The organism is Ureibacillus thermosphaericus (genome assembly GCF_012396605.1).
Taxonomy (GTDB): domain Bacteria; phylum Bacillota; class Bacilli; order Bacillales_A; family Planococcaceae; genus Ureibacillus; species Ureibacillus thermosphaericus.
The window spans coordinates 15,422-34,444 of the sequence record NZ_JAAXPW010000032.1; the positions used below are offsets into that span (position 1 = coordinate 15,422).

The window sequence follows — 19,023 nt, forward strand, 5'->3', positions numbered from 1 at the left end:
TTACACTTCCTTTGCTGGTACACCTACTGCTTTTACACCATGCTTAATATTATGAATAACAACAGCTCCAGCACCAATTAAACAATGATTTCCAATAGTAATTCCCTGGATAATTGTAGCACCTGTCCCAACATGAGTACCTTCACCAATTTTCACTTCTCCAGAAAGAGTAGTTCCTGGTGCTAAATGTACATGTGCTCCAATTCCACAATCATGATCAATTTTAGCGCCAGTGTTTACAATTGTATTATCGGCAACAAAGGAATTTGTTTGAATGATTGCTCCAGCCATTATTTGGACCCCTTGACCCAGCTTTACAGATGGAGCAATAATCGCAGATGGATGTATAACATTAGCAAATGTATACTGCTTATTGGTGAATAGTTCAAATAATCTTCGTCTATGATTGGATACACTTATGGAACCAATTCCTAATACTAATTCAACTTTATTTGAATCATATTGCAGAATTGTCTCATCATTCCCCAAATAGGGAATTTGAAACTGATTTTCTTCCATATCAGGTGCTGTAAAACCAATAATTTTTCGATTTTGACTCAATAATATTTCCGTTAATACAGAGGCATGACCACCGTTCCCAAGAATTATTATTGGCTTATTCATCAATTAAATCGTCCTTTTCATATGTTTTTTTAGAAACTTTTCCAATATAAGACCAATAGTACTTAGAGGGTATACCATTTCCTGGTCGTTTAATTGTTAAATTGTCTTTAGTATAAACTTCACCGGTTTTAATTTGTCTTTTTGCCACCAAGCTTTTTCGAGCTGCATTGCGGTTTTCAAGTTCAACGAATGAGGGTTCTTTTTTTCCTGTTCCTAACGCTCGTTCCACTTCCCTTATCCTTTTTACCATTGCTGTTAATTCATTTGGTTCCAATGAAGCACGATGATCTGGACCTTCCAATGTACGATCAAGAGTAAAATGTTTTTCAATAACTTTTGCACCAAGTGCTGTTGCTGCGATAGGAACAGCTATTCCGTCCGAATGATCCGATAATCCCACTGGCAATTCAAATTCCTTTTCCATTTGTTGCATTGCTTTTAAATTAATTGTTTCAAATGGGGCAGGATATTCAGTGGTACAATGCAAAATTGTTACATATGTTTTCAAAATATTTTTTGCTTCTTGTGTTTTATAAAATTCATTGACACGCTCTAACGAAACAGGTTCTTTTGGATTGGCAAGACCAAATGCAATAAATGCCAATGCTTCATGAATTTCATCTATCGTTGCCATCCCTGTGGATAAAATGATAGGCTTTTGTTTGGTTGCAATATGATGAATAAGCGGTAAATTTGTTAACTCTCCAGAAGGAATTTTGGCAATTGAAATCTTCAAATCATCGAAAAGAAAATCGACACTCTCAAAATCAAAGGGTGTCGATAAAAATTCAATATTTTGAGACTTGCAATACTCTTGCAATTGGGCAAATTCATCATAAGACAATTCCAATTTTTTTAGCATTTCAAATTGAGAAGTTGCCTCACCCAAATTTTCAATTTGATAATTTGCTTGTTGAGCAGATTTTGTCACTAGGTTTTCGGTTTTAAAAGTTTGAAATTTTACAGCATCAGCACCTGCCATTTTGGCGACGTCCACTAATTTTTTCGCAATTTCAAGTGAACCGTTATGATTCACTCCAGCTTCAGCAATTATAAAAGTTTTATTCATTCGATTCTCTCCTTTAAAAAGGAATCTCCAGTTTTTACTGTAAATGAATTTTTATCAACACTGACAATTTTAACTGGTTCAATATTACTTTCTATCTCAACACTTAAAATTTCTGGTTTACAAACTTTAATTTCGAAATCATTATAATCAAAATGTGCTCCAATATACGGTCTGGAAAGAGACTAATAATATCCCCTGAATCAGTTTTTTCATCTAAATAAAAAAAGTTGAGCAGGTTCCTTTCAATCCTAACACGATAGTCCAAATAATTGAATGTCTTCCACGATTTTTTGGTAAAAGAGTTGGATGATTACAAATTGTTCCTAAACTTAGGGTATGTAAAAACCTCCTGTAATTAATATCAAGTTGCTTCAATTGAATCCAATCAATTAATTGTTAAGGATTTTTATAATCTATCCAATCAATGCCTATTCTTCTGCAATTTCATTTAATGGTTCATAATCTGCATTATAATAAAAAACTTTTGTTACAATTTCCAATAATTTCTGTATTCGTATTATCTAAAATTGCTCTTAAAAAGACTTTACTCGATTTTACACAACCAATATTTAATATTTCCATTTATATTCCTCTATATCATAAAATCTTTTTATTAAAATTTTCTCTAAATCTACATTTTTTAGGACTTCAACAATCTGTTCTGAAGTATTTCCTTCCCCGTACAACATTTTCATATTATTAATTCTTTTTTTGAATTCATTTGATAAACCTATATTAATCGCATTAACAATAGATTCTTCTTTAAAATCACAATCAATAACAGATTCCGCTTTTAATCTTCCTTGTTGTCTTATTCCAATATTGATAGTTGCTTTGCGGAAATATGGAACTTCTAATAAACCGCTTGATGAATTTCCTATTACCAATTCACAATGTTTGATTGCACTTAAATATCTGACCTGCCCTAAAGAATCAAATACATAAGCTCTTTTTGGATTTTCTTTTACGTATTTTTCAATATTGTAATTAATTATTCTACCTTCCGTATCAGCATTGGTTTTCGTAAAAATTACTTGATAATCAGAAAATTTATCAAGAGCTTTTAATAATGTTAAAATTTGTTTTTCAGAAGTACTTTTCTCTAATGTTGTAGGATGCAATGTAACAAGGAAAAATTTTTCTAATTTTACACCTATATTTTTTGAAAGCTCGTCCTTATCTAATAAAGATAACTTTTTAATGCCTTCAATTCCTAAAGTACCTACATTATAAACATTTTTAGGTTGTTCCCCCATTTGTATAACTCTCTGCCTATATTCTTCAGTTGCTGTAAAATGTAGATGTGCCATTTTTGTTATTGAATGTCTAATAGGATCATCTATCACTCCTTCTGTTAATTCCCCTCCATGTATATGTGCAATTGGAATACGCATTATCATCGCAGTTTGTGCCGCAGCAAAAATCTCGAAACGATCTCCTAATAAAACAACAATATCTGGATTTAAAATTTGAAAAATATCTGCAAATGAAATTACAGCTAATCCTACTGATTTTGAAATAGCTGTTGGGGTATCTCCCGAAAGCAACATTTCTACTTTTCCATCAATTTTAAAACCATCTTTTTCGATTTGTTTATATGTTAGTCCAAATTCGGGAGATAGATGCATCCCTGTTGCAACAATTTGTAATTGAAGATTCTTATCTTTTTGTATTCTTTTCATTAGCCAATATAATAATCCATATTCAGCTCTAGTACCTGTAACAATACATATTTTTCTTTTCAATTTTCTACACTCCATCATCATAACGGGGTACTTGGAATATTGATAATACTTCGATTAAGTTTCTCTGTATAATCTAGTTTAGCTTTTGGATAATTCTTATATATTTTAAGCATATGCATCGGTTTCCAGATTGGTCGAGACATGACTCCATCATCATTTAAAATTTTCAAAATATCATTGCGTTTTAATTTTTCACCCAATATTATTGTTTGTAACCAATAATTACTCTGAGCATTGTTTGACTCTGTAAACAATCGAACATCTTCTAATTGAGAAATTATTTTTTTATATGTATCTGTTAATTTTCTTTTCTGCTCTATAAACTTTGGCAATTTTTCCAACTGCGCACACCCTAACGCGGCATTAATATTCGGCATCCGATAATTATAGCCGATTTCATCATGCACATATTCCCAACGATGTGGGATTTTTGCTGTGGTTGTTAAATGTTTTGCATAATCAGCTAATTGATCATCATTCGTAACAATTGCTCCACCGCCACCAGTTGTGACGATTTTGTTGCCGTTAAAACTAAATGCAGCTACTTTTCCAAAAGTACCTGTATGTTTTCCTTTATAATACGAACCTAATGACTCTGCAGCATCTTCCACTAACACTAGGTTGAATTTATCACATAACTCTAATAACCCATCCAAATCTACAGGATGGCCAAAGGTATGCATTGGAACAACTGCAGCTATCCGTCTACCTGTTTGTTTGTTATATAATTGTCCATTTCTTAAAACACCGATTCCTTCTAAATGTTTATCTAATTTAACTGGATCGATCCCTAGGGTTTCATAAGAAACATCAACAAAATGCGGAATTGCCCCTAAATAAGACGCTGCGTTGGCAGTCGCAACAAATGTGAGCGATGGCATTAAAACCTCATCATTTTCTTGCACGCCTACAATTTTGAGCGCAATATGCAAAGCGGCAGTACCATTTACAACGGCAACTGCACGCTTTGCACCTACAAATTTCGCTAAATCTTCTTCAAATCGATTCACATAAGACCCTACCGATGATACCCATCCAGTTTTGATACAATTTGTCACATATTCAATTTCTTTTTCGTCAAATATTGGTTCATGTAAAGGGACAACATCTTTTTCATACAATTTTTTTATTTCGTTTGCAAACTGAATCCACTGTTCGTTCATATATTATAAACATCTGCCTTATATTGAGATAAATTTTTCGGATTGGTAAACCATTCAATTGTTTCTTCCAATCCTTTTCTTAAACCATCTTTTCCAGCATATTCTGGCTCCCAGCCTAGTAACTGTTTTGCCTTTGAATTATCTGCCCATAATCGTTCAACTTCACTTTTTTCAGGTCGTAAACGTTGCTCATCCGTTTGGATTTTTAATTCTACATCCATAATATCGGCAATCATTTGAGCAGTTTCACCAATAGAAATTTCATAATTAGAACCTATGTTGATTACTTCTCCAATCGAATTATCAGACTTCATTACGGCAATAAATCCTCGAACAGTATCTTTTACATAATTAAAATCCCTTGTAGGACTAATTGCGCCAAGTTTAATAGTCGATTTTCCGCTTGCAAGCTGACTAATAATGGTAGGAATTACTGCTCGTGCCGATTGCCTAGGTCCATATGTATTAAAGGGACGTATAATTGAAACAGGCGTATCAAAAGAGCGATAAAAAGAAAGCGCAATTTGGTCAGCTCCAATTTTTGAAGCAGAATATGGAGATTGACCTTGTAATGGATGTTTTTCATCAATCGGGACATATTGTGCTGTTCCATACACTTCACTTGTAGATGTATGAACAACTTTTTCTATACCTAATTCTCGAGCAGCTTGTACCACATTTAATGTTCCATTAATATTCGTATCAACATAAGTTGCTGGAGAGTGATAAGAGTACGGAATTGCAATAAGTGATGCTAAATGTAATACATGAGTACATCCTTTCATTGCCTCTTTTACACCAAAGGGATCACGAATATCCCCTGCAAATATTTCAAGGGAAGATTTAATGTCTTCTGATGAATGATCCAACCATCCCCATGAATTAAAGGAATTATAGTAAACAAAGGCACGTACATTATAACCTTGCTTTACTAATTCCTCTGTAAGATGTGAACCAATAAAACCGTCTGCTCCTGTAACTAAAATTTTTTTAATCATAATAAAACTCCATTCACTTTTTCTGAATTTTACAATTGATTCTTTAGCCAAATTTATGAAATATTTGCAATTAAGGAGACTTCTTTAAAAAATGGTGCAACTTCATATTCAAAAAGATCAGCAACAAGCAAATAATCTTGATTTTCTATCGCATCATTAATTTCGATTAAAAATGAATTAATTTGTTCCACATTAAGTGTAACTTCTACATTACGTTCTCTTAATAATTCTGAAACTTTTATTAACCACATTACACCTTCTGAAAAGTCTTTAATTGTTTTAAATGCTTCTTCTAATTTTTCCTCACGTAAACATTCCGCAATATACAATGTTCCATTGGGAATTTTTTTTAAATATTCATTATAAGATTCAACTACTTCTAGTACATCACACATTATTATCACCTGCGCTTAAATATTTCTGGCCAATTATTATGTTGAATTAACTCTTCTAAATAATTCTGTACAATTTCTACAAAATCCAAGAGTTTTTTTAGCATTTCAACTCGTTCTTCATTAGTTTGGAAATTTCCTTCAAAACCAAATTCAAACATATTATTAATTGACTTTGTACTTGAATAAATCATATTTAAAATATGTGTTTCTATCATTGCATTTTGTCTCAGTTTTTTAATGAGCTTTAATAACTTTTCTAAATCTTTAAATGTTACTGCTTTTGAGTTTATTTTTTTAATTTTTCTAGAAATATCATCAACTTCTTTTTTACTGTCTATAATTTTTTTATAGTACTCTAATGATAAAGTATAATCGATTTCTTTTTTACTAACATTTGTTGGAATCCATGATTTATCAATTGTTTCAGCTAACATAATATCATTTTTATCTTTAAATGGAACATCTTTGATTTTTGCACCACTTTTCGATAAATTATAAATTTTTATTTGATTATTCACTTCTTGAATAACTGAAACTGCATTGTTAAAATTCTCTAACATTGACGCCAAGTTTAAATTTGTTGATACTTTACCACCAATATTCCCCTCTACTTCAACTATATCTCCTAAATTCTTTGAAGCTTGATGTTCATGAACTCCATTTGCATAATATTTTCCGTCTTTTAATGCTAAATCTTGTCCAACTAAGAAAACTTCACTTGCACCTAAATAATGAGTAAGTAATAGAGAATATATTGCAACAGATGATACTGTAGAAACCTTTAAAAAATCCGGTCTTACTTCTGCTGTAATAGTATCTAGTTCAAAGTTTGTGAAATATAATTCTCCTTTATGATGTTTTAAAATTAAATGATTCGCAGTACCCGTAGTAATAATAGGTCCTGAATATTTAGTATTCTCAAAATGAGCTGTAAAGTTTACAAGTGAAGCATCAATAATGGTAACAAAATCGGGTATAATTCCGTTATTTAATAAACCATTTACAGCTGATCCTGATGCTAATATATAAGCTTTATCTTGATTTTTTTTAATAAAATCTAAGTTATCTACTAACGATGGTCCGGATGCAACTAAAATAAACGGCTTACCTAAAAAATTCTCCTTTATTTCCAATAAACTTTTCCCGTTTTTACTTAAACTTAAATTTAAGATAGGTTCTATTAACCAATCAAATCTAAAAAATTTTTCTGTATTTTTATTAATTGATGCTGTGGTCGTACCCATTTTTATTTTTTGAATTATTGGGTTTAAAATATTTTTACTAAGTTTGTCATAATTCGGATGAAATAAAATTTCAAATTCCATCCCAGTGGAACTACGGATTGCTCCTGTTATTTGAAGATAGTTTAGATTTTCTTCATGGAAAAAATAAATATTATTTTTTTTTAGTTCCCCTTTTAATTCGTTATCAAAATCAATTTCTTTAAAAGGTTCTAAAATATAGATTTTAGATTTTAATTTTAAATCTATTAAATATTGTAATAAAGTACCGTTACCAGATCCAATAATAAAATAACATTTATTCGATCTTAATTGTTCAATGAATTTTTCTATTTCCTTCTGTGGAGAAACTTGTGAATTCAACGCTATCATACGATTTGAATGATGATCTTTTATTTTAATAACTTCTATATTTCTAGAATTTACTTCTCTAATAAGTGTGTACATGAGGTATTCACCTTTTCTTTTTAACATAAATAAATATTAGTAAAGCACATGTAAAAAAAGCCGAAGCGTTTAGCTTCAGCTTTTTAGCCTTCAATCAATTATTGTAATAATTGAAGTACGCCTTGAGGTTGTTGATTTGCTTGTGCTAGCATTGATTGTGCAGCTTGCATTAAAATGTTATTCTTAGTAAATTCCATCATTTCTTTTGCCATATCAACGTCACGGATACGTGATTCAGCTGCAGTTAGGTTTTCAGATGTAGCACCTAAGTTGTTAATTGTATGCTCTAAACGGTTTTGAATAGCACCTAAATCAGCACGTTGAGAAGATACAGCTTTAATTGCAGAATCGATTAAAGCAATCGCACTATTTGCACCTGATTGTGTACCAATGTTAACAGAATTAACGCCTAATGCAGTTGCATTCATTGAACCAATTGATACTGTTAAAATTTGTCCAGTATTTGCACCGATGTGGATGATTTTTCCGCTGAATGAACCATTTAATAATTTTTGAGTGTTGAACTCAGTATCAGTAGAAATACGTGTAATTTCTGTTAATAAAGCACTTACTTCTTTTTGTAGTTGTTGACGGTCTTCATCAGTGTTTGTATCGTTCGCAGATTGTACTGCTAGCTCACGCATACGTTGTAAAATCGCGTGAGTTTCGTTAAGTGCACCCTCAGCAGTTTGAATTAATGAAATACCGTCTTGAGCATTTTTAGATGCCATGTCAAGACCACGGATTTGTCCGCGCATTTTTTCAGAAATCGCTAAACCTGCTGCATCGTCACCAGCGCGGTTGATTTTGTAACCTGAAGATAATTTCTCAAGGTTTTTCGCAGCTTGAGAGTTATTGAATGATAGGTTACGGTGAGTGTTTAAAGCTGAAATATTGTGTTGAATTCTCATTATGAATTCCTCCTTGAAAATGTTTTATACTCCACATCCTTGTGGAAATTAATGACTCAAGTAAGTAGTATTATGTATTTCTCGAGTCTTACACTTTATATATCGTAATTAAATTTAATTGTTTAATAGTTTTTTTATAATTTTTTCTAGTTTTTTATTGTATTAATCTTTTATCCATACGGTTTAGAAAAAAGTCCTTGTATATAATTTAAGATAGTCATTATTTTATTTTTTCTTCGTTAGTTTCTGAATTATATTTGTATCAATATTTAATGCTGCTTTATTTTGCTCTTGAATGGCTTCAAATACTTCACTTCGGTGGACTTTTACGGATTTTGGTGCAACTATACCTAATTTTACTTGTTCTCCTTCAATTGCTAATACTTTTATTTCAATATGATCTCCAATGATGATTGACTCGTTTGTTTTTCTCGATAAAACTAACATTACTTTACACTTCCTTTTAGCTCAGCGATAGGAAAGCGTAAAGGATAAGCTTGATTGTCTTGCAGTACAATTTGTTTTCCACATTTTTTTACGCTATTAATTACAATTGGAGCAAGTAAATTCAGGGTTGATTCTTCAAAAGGTTCTTTTAATGTTACGATCGAATAAGCAATTAAATCTTCCTCTTTTTCAACTTGTAATTCTTTTTTATCTACTTCACTAATATCAAATGCATAATCTTTTCTAAAGGCAAAAGGATACGCAACGACAAAACCAATTTGCGATTCTTCAATCGATTGAAATATCGCCAATGGACTATCCTTATCTAAAGGAAGTAATACATATTTCGTATATTCTTCTAATCCTAAAAGTCCGCTCGTTAACGTGATAACTTCTTCTTCCTGTATTTCAACTTCACCTAAAAACTTTGTGTGAATTTGCATTATACTTCTCCTATCTATAAGATGACATCGATTTCAACTCTTGGGTATTGTAGTACTTCACCCGTTACTTTCCCAGGTGTATATTCATGGATTGGTTTATTCACTTGCACATCGATTTTCGGTTTTTGTGGTGTAATATTGATTTCCGTTTCACCAGGAATATAATCAATTTTTACAGAACCTACAGATGGGACAAATTTAACATTGAATGGTACTCGTTTTGGACCATGGTTCTGTTTCGCAATATTTTGGATCGTTTGACGTCCTAAGTCTTTTCCGGCATTCATCATCATTTGTCGCCCTTCTCTAGCTCTTCTTGCGATTCCTTCAAGTACGGCCTTTTTTCCTTCTTTGGCATAATTTTCAACCGATTCCAACGGACCAATCATTCCGATGTCACGTCGAGCTTGAGAAGAATCGATTATTAATTGTCCACGTGTTGTGTTTATTTCTAAAATAGCAGCAGGTTGTTCGATATGCTGTGTGGCTTTTGGTTGACGAATAGTTTGAACAGAATCATGAATTTGCAAATCCAAGATGATATCGTATGTACGAATTTGAATTTGGGGAAACTTCATTTAAATCACCTTCTTTTCAAGAAAAGCGTTTGAACAAATTGTCCAAACGCCTAATTTTATTTTAGTCAATGAAGTTATCTTGTAGTAACAAACCTGCAACAATTATCGTATAAAATCGACTAAAGTTTGTTGAATGATCTTTGCTCCGACAGATAGAGCTGCTTGGTGAATCGATTCTGCTGTCACCATTTCCGTTATAGCTTTTGCATAGTCAACATCTTCATTTTCAGATAATCGTTTTGTAATATTAATAGAATGAGATGATATACGGTTAGCCATTAATTCTACTCGATTTTGACGTGCACCAACGTCTGCTCGTGCTGTTAAAACCTCTTCATAAAGTCTATCTAAATCTCCTAGTTTTTCTGATATATTTTCTCCTAAAGTGTTTTCATCATCAAGAAGATTCGAAAGCTCCCCCATAAAATCATCTATATTTGTAAAAAGAGTTTTTCCAGCTATATTAACATTTAGAGTGATTCCATCAAATACTTCTATCTCAACTGATTCTTCATTTACATTATTAATATTACCGTCTGTATCAAAGATAGGTGATAAAGTGTTTGTTCCTGAGAAAATATATTTATTTGATACTTTTGTATTCGCTAAATTTCTTAATTGATTTCTAATTTGATCAATTTCGGCTTTAATTTTCTCCCTATCATCTGGGGTATTCGTATCGTTTGCTGCTTGAACAACGAGCTCTTTGATACGATGAAGCGCAGATCCTACTTGATCAAGTGCATCATCTGTCGTATCTAGCCAAGTATTAACAGTTTGCATATTTCGAGTAAATTGCTCTGCTTTATTTAAATCTGTTCGATAGCTCATACCTCGAACCGCTGAAACGGGATCATCAGATAAACGCACAAATTTTTTGCCAGAAGTAATTTGTTCTTGTAATTTCCCCATTTTCGAATAACTATTGCTTAAGTTTCGAAGCATGTTATTTGATAACATGGATTGTGTTACGCGCATATTCTTGCTCCTTTCCACTGCGATTAAAGGACGTTAAACGATTACAATCCTACTCTACCCATACCATTAATAATTTTATCTAAAGTTTCATCGATGACTGTAATCATGCGAGCGCTAGCGTTATATGCTTGTTGGAAACGAATCATATCCGTCATCTCCTCGTCGAGAGAAACAGAGCTCATCGAAGCACGGTTATTTTCAACTGTTAGTCGAATCGTTTCTGAGTTTGTTTTAAGCAAATTCGCTTTCTGACCATCGACTCCAAGTTGTCCAACGAGTCCTTGATAGAAGGATTGGAAAGTTGCACCATCTAAATCTATATCTGGAGATAATGTTAATGTTACCTGGATTGCCTCAGTACCTACCTCAGCTCCATTTGCCATTGGCATCGATTGCAAATTTGCTAAAATAAGCGCCCATTTACCGTTTCCTTCTTCATCTACGACATCCGATGCAGCTAATAAATTAGGGTTATTAATAATTTCATCTCGTACTTTCACTTGCCCTGTTGCATCTCTTTCAAAGAATGTAATACCAGTTGTGGAAGGTTGATCATCAGTACCTAACGTATATCCTGCTTCGTGTACAGTATTAAAAACTTCTATGAACGCATCAGCTAACTTCTTTAAATTACTCAACATTTCTGGGTAATAGCCTTTTTCAGTTTCATACCCATATGAATCAATTAAAGATACTAGCTTACCTTTAAACTCTTCAAATTCACCCTTTTGAACGGTTGTTACATTACCATTTGCTTCTACAATTTCTAAGTGTTGGAACAGGTAGTATGTGTCACTTGTTCCAATGTTATCGACAACCCCATCAACTTCAGTACCATTTGTATCAATTGCTTTTAGAGTGGCAGCATTTCTACCATCAACTAATACAATTTCTATCGGTTTACCACTAGCATCTTTTTTACCAGTATTTAAAGTAATTTTTAAACTTCCTTCCGCTACTTTCGATGCATTCCCTCCAGAAGGAATTCGCTCAATGGAAACTGGTAAATATTCATTTAATTTATCCACTAATAAATCTCGTTGGTCATATAAATCATTTGGCACGTAGCCGTTTGGTTCAACCGCTTGAATTTGTCGGTTAATGTCGGCGATTTGTTCTAATATAGAATTGATGTCTGCAACCGAAACTTTAATTTCGTTTCCTAAGTTTCCTTGAATTTGCTTTAACTGTGTCTCAATATAATTGAAAGAATCTGCTAAATGCACTGCCCTTTGAATCGCTACTTTCCGAGCAGCTGTATCTTCCGGGTTTGTACTTACATCTTGAAGGGCGCTCCAAAACATGCGAAATGCTTCATCCAATCCATACTCAGAAGGTTCTGACATAATATCTTCCATTTGAGCAATCGCTTTTGCTTTCGAATCCCAATATCCAAGTTTGTTCGTTTCTTGACGATATTGGCGATCAATAAATTCATCTCGAATTCGCTGTACAGACCCTGCTTTAACACCTGTCCCAATAAATCCAGCAGTTTTTGGTGCATTTAACCCCATACCTGGATATCCTAAAGTCGGCTCCATATTTACCCTCTGACGAGAATAACCAACCGTATTCGCATTCGCAATATTATGTCCTGTTGTATAGAGAGCGCTTTGTTGAGTAAAAATACCACGCTTACTTGTTTCTAACCCCATAAATGTGGAGCGCATATAGACTCCTCCTTACCTAAAATATGTATTCAAGATTTTGGAAGGGGCCAAGTGTCCCCTCCTCCATACAATCGTTCCTCTATGCTTGCGAATCAAACAGCGACTGACGGGGAGCATTTCCACCGCGCACCGTTTTTTCAGAATAGTTAATTTCTTCAGGCTGCGGTCGCAACATATTCAATGTCACATTCACTAATTGCAGTGAATTGTAAATAAGCTGTTGATTCAAATCATTTTGTTTTTTTAAATCATCAAGTACTTTCAATAATCGATTTCGTACATCGGATAGTTGTTGGCTTTCTTCCTCGTCCTCAATTACTTCCAATAACTCAGCAACTGATGGAGGAGAGGATACTTTAATGCCTTTTAACTGAAAAAATTCCACAACCTTCTTTTGACGCAGCTGTTCTAATTGTTCGATCGCAGCCACATGTGATTGTTCAACTTTTAACATTTTATCCAGTTCTTCCATGTCATTGTTTTTCACAAGTTCCGTCTTCTTATAAGCATGTTCAAGTAAACTCTTATGCATTTTTTCAAGCTTCTCTAAAATTGAAATAATCGGTTGAACTGACATGGTTTTGAACTCCTTTAAATAATTTCCTTTTGATCTCAAGAAATCTTTTCATCGAGCTTGCTTAATATAAGCTCATTGAAAAAATTTCTTTTATCTCGATGATTTTGTTTTGAGTCATCTTAACGGAGACGGTAATATTTCAACATATCCTCAGCCACTTTCTGAGCATCGACTTTATATTGACCTGATTGGATTTCCTTTTTTAATTTTTGGATTTTTTCCGCACGCTCTTGACTATAATCGGACACTACCTGCATTTCTTTTGCTGCATCTGAAATTTCTATTCTATCTGCAAAAGCATTTTTTGCTTTTACAGTATTCACATTTCGCTGTTGTTTCGTATAAGGATTTACTGAATTCGTATTGATTGGATTGATTTTCACAAGTTAGCCCCCCTTCATAACCTGTCTAGTTATTATTTCGGTTTGTTCACGAAAATGTTAAATGAGTAAAATAAAAAAACTCACATCTGCTTTACACCATTATTTAGTATAACAACAATGGCGACGTGAGCAAATTGTGAGCCGTTTATTATTATTTTTTATTTTTTTCCTTATCAGCTAGATAAGTAAGACGTTCACTTTTTTCAATACTTTCTCTAAATTCTTTCGCCGCTTCAAAAGTACGCAAATCTGATTTTAATTCAGTAACGCAACTTTCACATAGCTTCCCTTTTTTCGTTAAACGTCCACAGTTATCGCATGGGTAGCCTAAGTTTGGAAAAACTGCTGGATGAAGGCGCCCTTTACGAACCCATTTAAACAATAATTCCTTATCTACTCCTGTTGCCTCTACTATTCGATCCACTGTCGCAGCACGGTTTTCTCGTTTTCTTAAAAAACGATAAACAATTTGATACATTTCTTCTTCTTTTTGAGAACATTTATAACAAACATCTCTAATGCCTGTATAGTTAAAAAATTCACCACAACTCGGACAATTTCGGATCTCTGCCAAAACTAGCCCCCCTATCAATAAAGAAGATTGACTAAAATATCCACATCGTATTAAAACCATTATACAACAATATAGTAAATTGTCATATTTTGATAAAAAAATACTATTATCTAGTAACTAATTTTGTAAATAATGTTCACACTTTTTTAACATTTTGGCAAGATTTTAATTGTGACATTTTGTGTAGTATATGCTAAAAAAACAGATTTTTTAATGGATCGCTCATTGCTTAGTTTCTTATCTCTACTCATAGGAGTTATTGCAAATTTTCTCTTCATTTATAGAAACCCGACTTTATTAACGTAAAAGCTTTTACCGATTTGGCACCTCCTTCAATAAGCACCCGTTTGGCATGTCTGATTGTCGTTCCTGTCGTATATATATCATCAACAAGGAGAATTTCTTTCCCTTCCACTTGTACCGTTTTTTTCAATTTAAAAATTTGTGGCGTATTCATCCGTTCCTCTCTCGTTTTTCCTCCTTGAGTTTCTGTCGTTATTTTCTCCAACAAATGAACATAAGGGATTCGTGCTTCCTTCAGTAATTCATCCACATGGCTAAAGGTGCGTTCCTTTAATTTTTCAGGATGCATCGGTATTGGGACTATCATTTCTTTCCGATTTTTTAAATTGTAATAAATTTCTTCACGAAACACTTTTGAGAGCAGCACATCATGCATGAACTTATAACGATGTAAATAATCTTGCATCGCTTCGTTATAGTAATATAACGATACTACTTCTTCATCCTGTTCATGGAGACACCACTCGAATTGATTCTCACATTCTTGGCAAATAACTTTCGGAAATCGATTGAAGAAAAGCCGTTTCCAATCCATCTGACTATTTAATGGTGCGTTGCAAAGAAGGCAATTCTTGACTTCGTTGCGATTCATTTTATCCTCCTTTTTATTTGATTGTCCTATTGAAATCCCTCCTTATTTAATCGAAGGATTTCATTTCTCGCTGCATCCATTTCAACCGAGATTCCGTGATGGAAAAAGACGATCTCACCGCCAGGAAAATTTACATTTCTCCCAACACGACCGCTTATTTGAATCAACGCACTCGATGTAAAAATTTTTGATTCTGCCCCTACGACCGCAACTTGCACATTGCTGATTGTTACCCCTCTTTCTAATATTGTCGTTGTTAATAATCCAGGGATTTCTTCATTTCTCAATTTCATGACTTTCTCTTTCCGTTCTGGATCTTTGGCATGAACGCTTAAAATGTCAGGATGAATTTGTTGAAATAGTGGTGCGGTTTTTTGCATTAAGTGAATCGTCGGAAAGAAAATGAAAAAGGGTTCTCCTTGCTCAATTCTCGATTTCGTCCATAGCGCTAATTTTTTTGGAATTCTTCCTTTATTTATTTGCCTTTCATAAAACCAAAGGGACTCAAATCGAGGTACTGGGAGCGAATGACCATGATATCGCTTCGGAATAAACGAATAACCCCATCCGTCTTTTTTAACTTTCGATAAAATTTGAACAGATGGAGTTGCCGTGACAAGTGCGACAGGAGCTCCTTTCTTCTTTGATTTCCATACCGCCTTTTGCAATGAAATATCGTAAGTATATGGAAACGCATCCGCTTCATCCACTATGACCATATCAAATGCCTCTTCAAAGCGATAAAGTTGATGTGTCGTTGCGATGACGAGTTGAGCGGTTCCCTTTTGTTTTGGGGCATTGCCATAATAGGCATGGATAACCGTATTCGGAAAAACTTTTTGAAAACGAGGAAATAATTCTAATACGACATCTGTTCTTGGCGTTGCAATACAAATTCTTAATCCTTCTTGTAAACAATGGAAAACGGCGGGAAACAAAATCTCAGTTTTACCCGCACCACACACCGCATGCAAGAGATGGTTCCGTTGTTGGATTATGCTGTCTAGCAGCTCTTTTGAAGCTTTTTGCTGAAGCTCCGTAAACATGCCATTCCAGTCGAGTATGTGATGTTTAGGAAATTTTTCACTCGGACCATTCCAAACTAAGAGATCTGTACAACTACTCATTCTCCCCATGTTGATGCAATGTCTACAGTAAACGCAAATTTTCCTGCATCGCGCACATTCAAATTCTACAAATTCTTGTTGAATATCATTAGAACAGCGGTTGCAAATATATTTTTTATTAAAGAAGGGGAAAAAAGAATGTTTTTCTGAAATAGCAGGCTTTACTTTGAAATAGTTGTTTTCGATATAACGATCAATCTTTTCTTTTGAAAAAGGAGTATTTTCCCTGGACCAAACTTTCCCGATAAAGAATTCACGAATTTCAGGTTCTACGATGATTCCTTTATATTGTCTTGCTTTAGTTAGCTGCACTTTGCGTTTCATACAATCCTCCTTTTAAATCTCCTAATATCAATAAAAAAAGCCTCTACTATTTACAGTAGAGACTACAAACTTTTACTCTTCCATTACCGGAACCCAGCCTAATCCTAATGAGCCTTCTCCTAAATGAGTGCCAATCACTGGTCCAAAATAACTTAAATGAAATTCCACGTTTGGAAACTTTTCTTGCATTTTCGCCATCCACTCTAGTGCTTCTTGTTCCCGATTGGCATGAATCACCATAGCATGAATGCGATCATATTTAGCTGCATCTTGCGAAAGCAGTTCTTCCACACGGCTTAAGGCTTTTTTCTTCGTGCGAATCTTTTCAAATGGGACAATAACTTTATTTTCGAAATGAAGAACTGGCTTAATTTGCAACAATCCTCCCACAATGGCAGCTGCAGATGATAATCTTCCTCCCCGTTGTAAATGAGACAAGTCATCAACAATAAAATAAGCACGCATGCGACTTTTTATTTCTTCTAATTTCTCTAATATTTCATCAGAAGTTTTTCCTTCTTTCGCCATTTTTGCTGCCTGCACTGCGTAGTATCCTTGCGGCGCACAAGAAATTTCACTATCAAAGCCATGCACTTTAATACCTTCTATTATATTACCTGCCTGCAATGCACTTTGAAATGTCCCGCTAATTCCGCTCGATAAATGGATGCAGATAACTTCATCATAGTCTTTCGATAATGTTTCAAATAATTCCATAAATTTACCAATAGGCGGTTGAGTCGTCTTTGGGAACACCTTTGCTTCACGAACTTTATCGTAAAACTCTTTTGCATGAATTTCGACTTCTTCTTCAAACACACCATCTTCTAATGTCACACTTAATGGAATCATATAAATATTGTATTTTTCACGTTCTTCAGGCGATAAATAAGCTGTACTGTCCGTTACAACTGCGATGCTCATATATTCACTCTCCTATGTAATTTATCATACAGTAATAATGCATTCTTGTTAATAAGAAAAAAACTACAAAAAGAATGATTGTGAGACTTGAAAGAGAAAAAACTTGCTCATGTGATATTAACAAAATTTAAGTATTAAAATTTTCTAAAAGGATAATAGTCAAACTTCGGTAGATATTAGCCAATGTGAGCATGATAATAGTCAAATTCAAGAAAATAATTGCCAAGCGATAAAAATCAATCCCCTGAAGATGGGATAATAGTCAAACTTCGGTAGATATTAGCCAATGTGAGCATGATAATAGTCAAATTCAAGAAAATAATTGCCAAGCGATAAAAATCAATCCCCTGAAGATGGGATAATAGTCAAACTTCAGAAGATATTAGCCAATTTGAGCTAGATAATAGTCAAATCTCGAAAAATAATAGCCAAGCCTCAAAAATCACTTAACTAATCATAGGATAATAGTCAAATTTAAGAAGATATTAGTCAATTCAAGTAAGATAATAGCCAAATCTCGAAAAATAATAGCCAAGCCTCAAAAATCCCTTCCCTGATCATGGGATAATAGTCAAACTTCAGAAGATATTAGCCAATCTGAGCAAGATAATAGTCAAATTCGGGAAAATAATAGCCAATCCTCAAAAATTCCTTCCCTAATCATGGGATAATAGTCAAACTTCAGAAGATATTAGCCAATGTGAGCAAGATAATAGCCAAATCTCGAAAAATAATAGCCAAGCCTCAAAAATTCCTCCCTGATCATGGGATAATAGTCAAACTTCCGTATATATTAGCCAATTCGAGCATGATAATAGTCAAATTCGGGAAAATATTTGCCAAGCGAAAAAAATCAATCCCCTGAAGATGGGATAATAGTCAAACTTCAGAAGATATTAGCCAATCTGAGCAAGATAATAGTCAAATTCGGGAAAATAATAGCCAAGCCTCAAAAATCCCTTCCCTAATCATGGGATAATAGTCAAACTTCGGTAGATATTAGCCAATCTGAGCATGATAATAGTCAAATTCGGGAAAATAATTGCCAAGCCTCAAAAAACCCTTCCCTAATCATGGGATAATAGTCAAACTTCGGTAGATATTAGCCAATTCGAGCATGATAATAGTCAAATCTCGAAAAATAATAGCCAAGCCTCAAAAAACCCTTCCCTAATCATGGGATAATAGTCAAACTTCAGAAGATATTAGCCAATCTGAGCATGATAATAGTCAAATTCGGGAAAATAATAGCCAAGCCTCAAAAATCCCTTCCCTGATCATGGGATAATAGTCAAACTTCCGTATATATTAGCCAATTCGAGCATGATAATAGTCAAATTCGGGAAAATAATAGCCAAGCCTCAAAAATTCCTTCCCTGATCAGATAGAGTCCATATAATTGTGTAAAAAAGAAAAGAGCCATTTTCCTCCTCTTTTGCTACACTGTTTTCAGACCCAATAAAAACAAATAGAAAGAGGATGAAAAAATGACTCTATTAAAGTTTAACCT

General features: G+C 33.7%; 19 protein-coding genes and 1 pseudogene. All 20 read right to left on the bottom strand.

Annotated features, from left to right (window positions below; genetic code table 11):
• The 20 genes and pseudogenes from HF990_RS11840 to HF990_RS11930 all read right to left on the bottom strand — a co-directional run bounded on the left by HF990_RS11840 (position 1) and on the right by HF990_RS11930 (position 17,513).
• Positions 1–624: an acetyltransferase gene (locus tag HF990_RS11840; protein ID WP_168412667.1), complete on the bottom strand. Its 624-nt coding sequence runs from the start codon at positions 622–624 to the stop codon at positions 1–3.
• Positions 617–1,693 (bottom strand): N-acetylneuraminate synthase, encoded by a 1,077-nt coding sequence (gene neuB, locus HF990_RS11845; protein ID WP_168412668.1) that lies wholly within the window; start codon positions 1,691–1,693, stop codon positions 617–619. The genes HF990_RS11840 and neuB overlap by 8 nt, the downstream gene beginning before the upstream one ends.
• Positions 1,690–1,860: pseudogene (locus tag HF990_RS15395) on the bottom strand (formyl transferase); the annotation flags it as partial. The pseudogene HF990_RS15395 and the gene neuB, both read right to left, overlap by 4 nt.
• Positions 1,861–2,262: 402 nt before the next feature.
• Positions 2,263–3,438: a UDP-N-acetylglucosamine 2-epimerase gene (neuC, locus tag HF990_RS11850; protein ID WP_168412669.1), complete on the bottom strand. Its 1,176-nt coding sequence runs from the start codon at positions 3,436–3,438 to the stop codon at positions 2,263–2,265.
• A gap of 17 nt (positions 3,439–3,455) precedes the next feature.
• Positions 3,456–4,601, bottom strand: coding sequence for a LegC family aminotransferase (locus HF990_RS11855; protein ID WP_168412670.1), 1,146 nt, complete (start codon positions 4,599–4,601; stop codon positions 3,456–3,458).
• On the bottom strand, positions 4,598–5,599 hold the full coding sequence (locus tag HF990_RS11860) for an NAD-dependent 4,6-dehydratase LegB (protein ID WP_168412671.1): 1,002 nt from the start codon (positions 5,597–5,599) through the stop codon (positions 4,598–4,600). The genes HF990_RS11855 and HF990_RS11860 overlap by 4 nt, the downstream gene beginning before the upstream one ends.
• Positions 5,600–5,652: 53 nt before the next feature.
• Positions 5,653–5,994, bottom strand: a complete 342-nt coding sequence (locus HF990_RS11865; protein WP_168412672.1) for a hypothetical protein — start codon at positions 5,992–5,994, stop codon at positions 5,653–5,655.
• A gap of 5 nt (positions 5,995–5,999) precedes the next feature.
• Positions 6,000–7,682, bottom strand: coding sequence for a motility associated factor glycosyltransferase family protein (locus HF990_RS11870; RefSeq protein ID WP_168412673.1), 1,683 nt, complete (start codon positions 7,680–7,682; stop codon positions 6,000–6,002).
• 98 nt (positions 7,683–7,780) lie between these two features.
• Positions 7,781–8,593: a flagellin N-terminal helical domain-containing protein gene (locus HF990_RS11875; RefSeq protein ID WP_168412674.1), complete on the bottom strand. Its 813-nt coding sequence runs from the start codon at positions 8,591–8,593 to the stop codon at positions 7,781–7,783.
• Positions 8,594–8,818: 225 nt separating this feature from the next.
• Positions 8,819–9,040, bottom strand: coding sequence for a carbon storage regulator CsrA (csrA, locus tag HF990_RS11880; protein ID WP_168412675.1), 222 nt, complete (start codon positions 9,038–9,040; stop codon positions 8,819–8,821).
• Positions 9,040–9,483, bottom strand: a complete 444-nt coding sequence (gene fliW / locus HF990_RS11885; RefSeq protein WP_168412676.1) for a flagellar assembly protein FliW — start codon at positions 9,481–9,483, stop codon at positions 9,040–9,042. Before fliW ends, csrA begins: the two co-directional genes overlap by 1 nt.
• A gap of 14 nt (positions 9,484–9,497) precedes the next feature.
• Entirely contained in the window at positions 9,498–10,061 is a 564-nt protein-coding gene (locus HF990_RS11890; RefSeq protein ID WP_168412677.1) for a DUF6470 family protein, read from the bottom strand.
• 102 nt (positions 10,062–10,163) lie between these two features.
• Positions 10,164–11,039 carry a flagellar hook-associated protein FlgL gene (gene flgL / locus HF990_RS11895; RefSeq protein ID WP_168412678.1) on the bottom strand — a complete coding sequence of 292 codons (876 nt, stop codon included), beginning with the start codon at positions 11,037–11,039 and terminating at the stop codon, positions 10,164–10,166.
• Positions 11,040–11,080: 41 nt separating this feature from the next.
• The gene (gene flgK, locus HF990_RS11900; RefSeq protein WP_016837984.1) at positions 11,081–12,709 is read right to left on the bottom strand and encodes a flagellar hook-associated protein FlgK; all 1,629 of its coding nucleotides are present in this window, start codon (positions 12,707–12,709) and stop codon (positions 11,081–11,083) included.
• Between the two features lie 79 nt (positions 12,710–12,788).
• A complete protein-coding gene (locus tag HF990_RS11905) occupies positions 12,789–13,286 on the bottom strand; it encodes a flagellar protein FlgN (RefSeq protein ID WP_168412679.1) in 498 nt (165 codons plus the stop codon).
• A 119-nt stretch (positions 13,287–13,405) separates the two neighbouring features.
• Positions 13,406–13,669 (bottom strand): flagellar biosynthesis anti-sigma factor FlgM, encoded by a 264-nt coding sequence (gene flgM / locus HF990_RS11910; RefSeq protein ID WP_016837982.1) that lies wholly within the window; start codon positions 13,667–13,669, stop codon positions 13,406–13,408.
• Positions 13,670–13,820: 151 nt separating this feature from the next.
• Positions 13,821–14,243 (bottom strand): TIGR03826 family flagellar region protein, encoded by a 423-nt coding sequence (locus HF990_RS11915; RefSeq protein WP_016837981.1) that lies wholly within the window; start codon positions 14,241–14,243, stop codon positions 13,821–13,823.
• A 274-nt stretch (positions 14,244–14,517) separates the two neighbouring features.
• Complete coding sequence (locus HF990_RS11920) at positions 14,518–15,138, bottom strand: ComF family protein (RefSeq protein WP_168412680.1); 621 nt, start codon at positions 15,136–15,138, stop codon at positions 14,518–14,520.
• A 26-nt stretch (positions 15,139–15,164) separates the two neighbouring features.
• A complete protein-coding gene (locus tag HF990_RS11925; protein ID WP_168412681.1) occupies positions 15,165–16,589 on the bottom strand; it encodes a DEAD/DEAH box helicase in 1,425 nt (474 codons plus the stop codon).
• 72 nt (positions 16,590–16,661) lie between these two features.
• Positions 16,662–17,513 (bottom strand): DegV family protein, encoded by an 852-nt coding sequence (locus HF990_RS11930; RefSeq protein ID WP_016837978.1) that lies wholly within the window; start codon positions 17,511–17,513, stop codon positions 16,662–16,664.
• Positions 17,514–19,023 lie beyond the last annotated feature (1,510 nt).